Genomic DNA, 5,170 nt, shown 5'->3' on the forward strand with positions numbered 1-5,170 from the left:
ACGCCGGCATGACCTCCGATGAATTCGCGCAAATCGTCAAAGACTGGCTCGCCACCGCGAAGCATCCCGGAACCAAGCGGCCTTTTACCGAGATGGTCTATCAGCCGATGCTTGAAGTGCTCACCTACCTGCGCGCGAACGACTTCAAGACCTACATCGTTTCTGGCGGCGGCATCGAGTTCATGCGCCCTTGGACGGAAAAGGTCTACGGCATTCCGCCCGAGCAGGTCATCGGTAGCAGCATAAAAACAAAGTTCGAATTGCGTGATGGCAACCCCGTACTCGTGCGCCTGTCCGAGTTGAACTTCATCGACGACAAAGCCGGCAAGCCGATCGGCATAAATCAGCACATCGGCCGCCGCCCCATTGCGGCATTTGGCAATTCTGACGGCGACCTCGAGATGCTGCAATGGACCGCTGGCGGCACCGGTGCACGCTTTGCCCTCATCGTTCATCACACCGATGGCGTGCGCGAATGGGCCTACGACCGCAAGTCCCATGTCGGTCAACTGGACAAGGCGCTCGACGAAGCACAAACGAAAGGCTGGACAGTTGTTGACATGAAGAAGGACTGGAAGGTCATCTACCCGCCCGCGAAAAGGTGAGGCACGAAGCAGCAGTTAGCACCGCCAGCTCACAATCCGTTGCAGCGGATGCGCCAGAGACGCACGGCTGAACCGAAGCATTCATAATCATATCGATGCGTCACTGAGCGCTAACATGCCTAAACAGACATGGTCAGCAGTTAAATCAGCGGTTATCAAACTGAGCCATGACGACCTGCTCAGCCTTGTCGCTGAGATCTACCAACTCTCCAAGCAGAACCAGGCGTTTCTCCACGCTCGTTACGCCGATGCGGAGGCTGCGATGGAGGATTGCAAGAAGATCATCTCCGACTGCCTGTATCCGGATATGCAGCGCGATCGCCCTCTGCAGGTCGCAAAAGCCAAAAAGGCCGTTGCTGATTTCTGCAAGGCGGTCGCTGAGCCAATGCGCCATGCCGAACTGATGGTGTTCTTCTTGGAGCAGGGCAATGCCTTCACTGTTGAATACGGCGACATCGATGCAGGCTTCTACGACGCCTTGCTCGGCATGGCCAGCCGAGCTGTCCAAGTGATCTGCGGACTGCCAACGGAAAAGCAGGAGGCCTACGGGGAACGGCTCGCCGAGGTTGTGCGCTCTTCTTCTTGTATCGGCTGGGGCTATCACGATGGACTCAAGCAGATCTACTCCGCTGCCTTTCCTGATCGAAATTGACGGCTACTCCGGGCAAGAGGCCATCACTCCAAGGATTCATCTGTTTGGCTTAGCGCCATCGCAACAACCCGCACCGAGCAGGCCGCAGCGATCTCAGCCCAGCGCTCAGGTGTGAGCCCCAGCTGCATCGGCACTTGATCTGCAGGCAGCCCTTGCCTGAGCAGCTTCTGCCCCCTGGCATGTAGCTCCCGCCAGCGGCCGGGTACGGAGATCAAGAAGCCTTTATCGCGCAGGTAGTGGGTGATTTCGCCATTCACGAACGGCCTGGCGTAGGCGATGAAGTTGGAGCAGCTGCGGTTCACCCGCTGGCTGTCGTAGCGGCGTGAGGCCTTGATCAGCCCGATCGCTGCCAGTTGCTCCAGGTCTTCCCTTGGGTGGCCGGTGCGGCGCGCGTAGTTAGCCGCTACCAGTGAGGCAAAGGGCAGGTGCTCCAGCACCAGCGCATCTGCGGCGGCATGGATCGAGCGCCGCGGCTGCCTGCGGCAATGCTTTGGGTGCCGCTTGCGGCTGCCGCTCCCCTGTCCGCTCCCCTCTGACGGATTCGGCCGTGGCGCCCGTGACTGATGGCTTGCAATGGTGCCGCTCATGACGCAGATGCAGTGGAAGAAGAAGGCCTGCCTCTTAGTGGGCTCAGCGGGAGAAAAGCAGAGGCCTGGGAGTAGCCCTGCCCTGGCTTCGCCAGTGCTGGTTCTGCAGCCAGATCACGCCCTGGCAGAAGGCATCCACCAGGTCGTCGTGGGCGGCGTTGGGGAACCCAAGCAGCTCGGTGATCAACTCGTCATTGCCGCCCTGGCAAAAGCTCAGCTGCCCTGCCTCCAGCAGTGGTGCGACGGCATGGGCGCGAGACACCTTGCTGCCTACTGGCCGCACCGCCATCAGTCCTGGAATCTGCCGCTGCAGCAGCTGGCAGATGGCTGGACCGTTGGCGGCGTCTTCTATTAAGACTGCATCAGGGGTAAGGCCCTGCAGAGCCAGAGAGGCCAGGGTCTCGCTGAGGGCTTTGACGACACCGGGCAGATCGAGGCGCTGGTGGCGAGCCCAGAGCACTTCGATCAGGTGGACGCTCGCTCCGGCGCCCTCCTGAGTGGGTAGGGGTAGAGCAGGGATATTTGCGGCACTGCGGTGCAGCTGCTGTCCTTGGGCTCTGGCTTCCGCTGCGGGATGGCGCTGCTGAGGCTCTGCCACCAGGCCGAGCAACACAAAAGCGCAGTAGTCGTTCCCCTCTCCCCCCTTAAAGCTGAGATCGCAGCTGAGCACCAAGGGGGCATAGGCCTTCTGGCCCACCCGGCCCTGGTGCTGGCTGCTGGGGCGGCGTTGCGGCACTTGCCGCAACCACTGCCGCTGAAACAGCAAACCGCCAGCCGGAGAAGGTCGCTGCTGGTAGAGGGCATTCCACCAGTAGCTGCCAGCGCGGATCCTGATCTGCTCCAGCTCAGCCAGGGGAAAGCGCTCCGGGCAAAGAGCTTGTCCCGGTTGTCGCCAGTCGGGCTCAACATTGCAGGTGGCCGGGAACTGCAGCTGCTGCTCTGGCGGCTCACAGGTGGCCGGCAGGTTTAGCACCTGCCAGTGCTGCGGTGCGTCGCCGCTTTCCTGCGCCAGCAGCCAGCCGATCAGATCGTCCTGATGCCAGCGGGTGAGCACCACCACCTGCGCGGCTCCGGCATTGCCATTCACCCCGGGTTCTGATCTGGTTAGCCAGACGGACTGGAACCACTCGATCAGCTTCTGGCGTTGAGCTGCGGAGTTGGCATCTTCTGGGCCCTTGTACGGGTCATCAATGATCCCCAGGGCATAGCCCTTGCCGGTGAAGGGACCGCGCACGCCGGCGGCAATGCAGCCGCCGCGCTCAGGGGTGAGCCAGTTGCCCACGGCGGTGGAGTCCTTGGAGAGGGCATGGCCGCAGGCCCGGTCGTAGTGCCGTGCCTCCCGGCTGTGGGCGTAGGCCAGCTCGGCTGAATAGGAGGCAATGGCGCAGAAGCGACTCGGGTAGCGGCTCACCCAGTAGGCCGGGAAGAGTTTGGAGACCAGCAGTGATTTGCCCAGCCGCGGCGGACAGCAGACGATCAGGCGGTTGAGTTGGCCATTGGCGACGCGCTGCAGCAGGGCGATCAGGCGCTCGGCCCAGGTGTGAAAGGCGTAGCTGGGGTAAGCCGCGGTGATGAAGTCGCGGAAGCTGCGCGGTGCTGTTTTGGTCCCCTCCATGGCTGGGACGCGGTAACCCAGCACGCCGGCATCGCACCAGGGATCGCCATGGTCCGTGGAACCCAGCAGGCCACCGACCAAAGCTGCGCCCTGGCCACCAGATCGGAATGCCGTCGTAAGAGAAGCGGGCATCAGGCGGCAGCCGGTGGTTTGACCGGGGCGCGGAGCATGCCGGTGATCTCCGCCAGCACCCGATGGGCGCCCACCGAGGCGGAGAACTGCTCGGCGTCAGCTGCGCGCCGGGCGACGTCCTGGAGGGCGTAGATGGCTTCTGCCTGGTGGACCAGCCGGTCTTCCACCAGCTCCTCCACCATGCGAGAGCGGGCCACCCGCAGGTACTTCTTGAGGGTCGTGTAGGAGGTCATCTCCCACAGCAGCGCTGCTTGGTCGCGGATCATCACCGCGGGTTGGCGCTGCGTCAGCCATAGCTGGAGCGTGGCGATGCGCTGCTCCACCTCAGAGCGGCTGGGGCGAGGCGAAACGCTCTGCTGCGGAAAGCGCTTGCTGACACCAACAGCGGCCGGATTGCGTTTGCTGCGTCCCTTGCCTTTGTGCCCCGGCGGCGGCTCGGGCCAGATGGGGTTGCCGTCTGCGTCCTCCAGCGGAGCGGAATTGCGCAGCACTTCGATCGCCGGGTCTTCTGGTGTGATCTCGCCAAGTGCCGCCATCAGCGCCAGGCGCACCTGCTGGCGTGGATCAACGGTGGGCTGGGCGAGGTTCGTAGTAGCTACCTGAACTAACGAACCCTAGTGTACATAGGAAATGCGATAGGGGTTGGCAGTACTGCCTTGAAAAGGAGTTGACCGCGCAAAAGGATGGCATGGCCTAACACACATCAGTAGCGTTCACTAACAGATTGTCCTCGGCGGCCTCTTCCGCGTGTCACGGACCGCCGTCGGGGCTGGAGATAGGCGTCCCTTGTCTGCAGAGCTGGCGTGCTTCTGAGCGGGTCATTGAACACGGTCGAGATCGATACGCGTTGCCAGCGAGCTCGCCCCCGAGATCGACTCTCGCCGAGAGCAACTGGCGCAGGCAATCGGGCGAAGCAAGGACTCCTATCTCAAGAAACTCATCCAGCAAGAAAGGGATGATCTGGAAGATGCCTGCCTGGGTGCCTGAGAAGCCGAACGAGTGCGGCTTGGTGCATACAGCATCTGATCACTCGATTCAGTGGTCCAGGCCTTCGCCTGGCCCGTTGAAATATCGAGTGCTGCCGAGCGACAGCTCCGCAAGCTTGTTGTCTAGACAGGTGAGCAGTCAATAAGGCAAATGCAATAGCGGAAGGTATCCACAGGCTCTCTAGTGTTGGACTACCGCTAATTGATTGGACCACGCATTATTGACTTGCTTCAGAATAAGTTGTCCACTAATTAGGGCGACTTCCTGCCATGGATAATGGGAGGGTTTTGGCCTTATCACCACAGACCTTGATACTCTATAGTAAATAAAGACACTTTCCGGGCATGCGTATTTGCTTGATCTCTCTTGCGGTCCTGTTTGGCATTCCGTCGGTTTCGCCGGCGATAGCTCAGGTTGATACCAAGGCGGCTGAGTTCTGCATGAAGGCTCAGGATTTCGCGGGATGCGTAGAAACAATGACTAGAGGACTGCCTCTCAAGCAAGAGCAGGACGCAAAAGAAGGGCTGAGAACTTGGACAAGAGACAACGGTCAAATAGTTAGACTAAGAGTCTCTTCTGTGGTGGCCCTCCG

The 5,170-nt window shown here is 61.0% G+C and carries 6 protein-coding genes; 2 read left to right on the plus strand and 4 right to left on the minus strand.

Going from position 1 to position 5,170, the window contains the following annotated elements:
* Positions 1-605: HAD family phosphatase (locus tag KBY74_RS13555; protein ID WP_254943155.1), on the plus strand; the 605-nt coding region annotated here is incomplete at its 5' end.
* Between the two features lie 145 nt (positions 606-750).
* Here the strand turns inward: KBY74_RS13555 and KBY74_RS13560 are convergent.
* A complete protein-coding gene (locus KBY74_RS13560; protein WP_254943156.1) occupies positions 751-999 on the minus strand; it encodes a hypothetical protein in 249 nt (82 codons plus the stop codon).
* Here KBY74_RS13560 and KBY74_RS13565 point away from each other — a divergent pair.
* On the plus strand, positions 991-1,257 hold the full coding sequence (locus tag KBY74_RS13565; RefSeq protein WP_254943157.1) for a hypothetical protein: 267 nt from the start codon (positions 991-993) through the stop codon (positions 1,255-1,257). The two genes, KBY74_RS13560 and KBY74_RS13565, sit on opposite strands and share 9 nt — an antisense overlap.
* 23 nt (positions 1,258-1,280) lie before the next feature.
* On the opposite strand, the gene KBY74_RS13570 is transcribed toward KBY74_RS13565, so the two are convergent.
* From KBY74_RS13570 to KBY74_RS13580, 3 genes are read right to left on the minus strand one after another with little or no spacing between them, the layout of a single operon-like run.
* Complete coding sequence (locus KBY74_RS13570) at positions 1,281-1,844, minus strand: sigma-70 family RNA polymerase sigma factor (RefSeq protein WP_254943158.1); 564 nt, start codon at positions 1,842-1,844, stop codon at positions 1,281-1,283.
* Between the two features lie 43 nt (positions 1,845-1,887).
* Positions 1,888-3,591 (minus strand): phage terminase large subunit, encoded by a 1,704-nt coding sequence (gene terL / locus KBY74_RS13575; RefSeq protein ID WP_254943159.1) that lies wholly within the window; start codon positions 3,589-3,591, stop codon positions 1,888-1,890.
* Positions 3,591-4,142, minus strand: a complete 552-nt coding sequence (locus KBY74_RS13580) for a hypothetical protein (RefSeq protein WP_254943160.1) — start codon at positions 4,140-4,142, stop codon at positions 3,591-3,593. Before KBY74_RS13580 ends, terL begins: the two co-directional genes overlap by 1 nt.
* Between the last annotated feature and the right edge of the window lie 1,028 nt (positions 4,143-5,170).

The organism is Cyanobium sp. A1C-AMD (assembly GCF_024346495.1).
Taxonomy (GTDB): Bacteria; Cyanobacteriota; Cyanobacteriia; order PCC-6307; family Cyanobiaceae; genus Cyanobium_A; species Cyanobium_A usitatum.

Excerpts from the sequence above, each read along its gene's own strand:
- KBY74_RS13570 (WP_254943158.1), bottom strand. The coding sequence starts at position 1,844 with ATGAGCGGCACCATTGCAAGCCATCAGTCACGGGCGCCACGGCCGAAT.
- terL (WP_254943159.1), bottom strand. The coding sequence starts at position 3,591 with ATGCCCGCTTCTCTTACGACGGCATTCCGATCTGGTGGCCAGGGCGCA.
- KBY74_RS13560 (WP_254943156.1), bottom strand. The coding sequence starts at position 999 with ATGGCGCATTGGCTCAGCGACCGCCTTGCAGAAATCAGCAACGGCCTT.
- KBY74_RS13565 (WP_254943157.1), top strand. The coding sequence starts at position 991 with ATGCGCCATGCCGAACTGATGGTGTTCTTCTTGGAGCAGGGCAATGCC.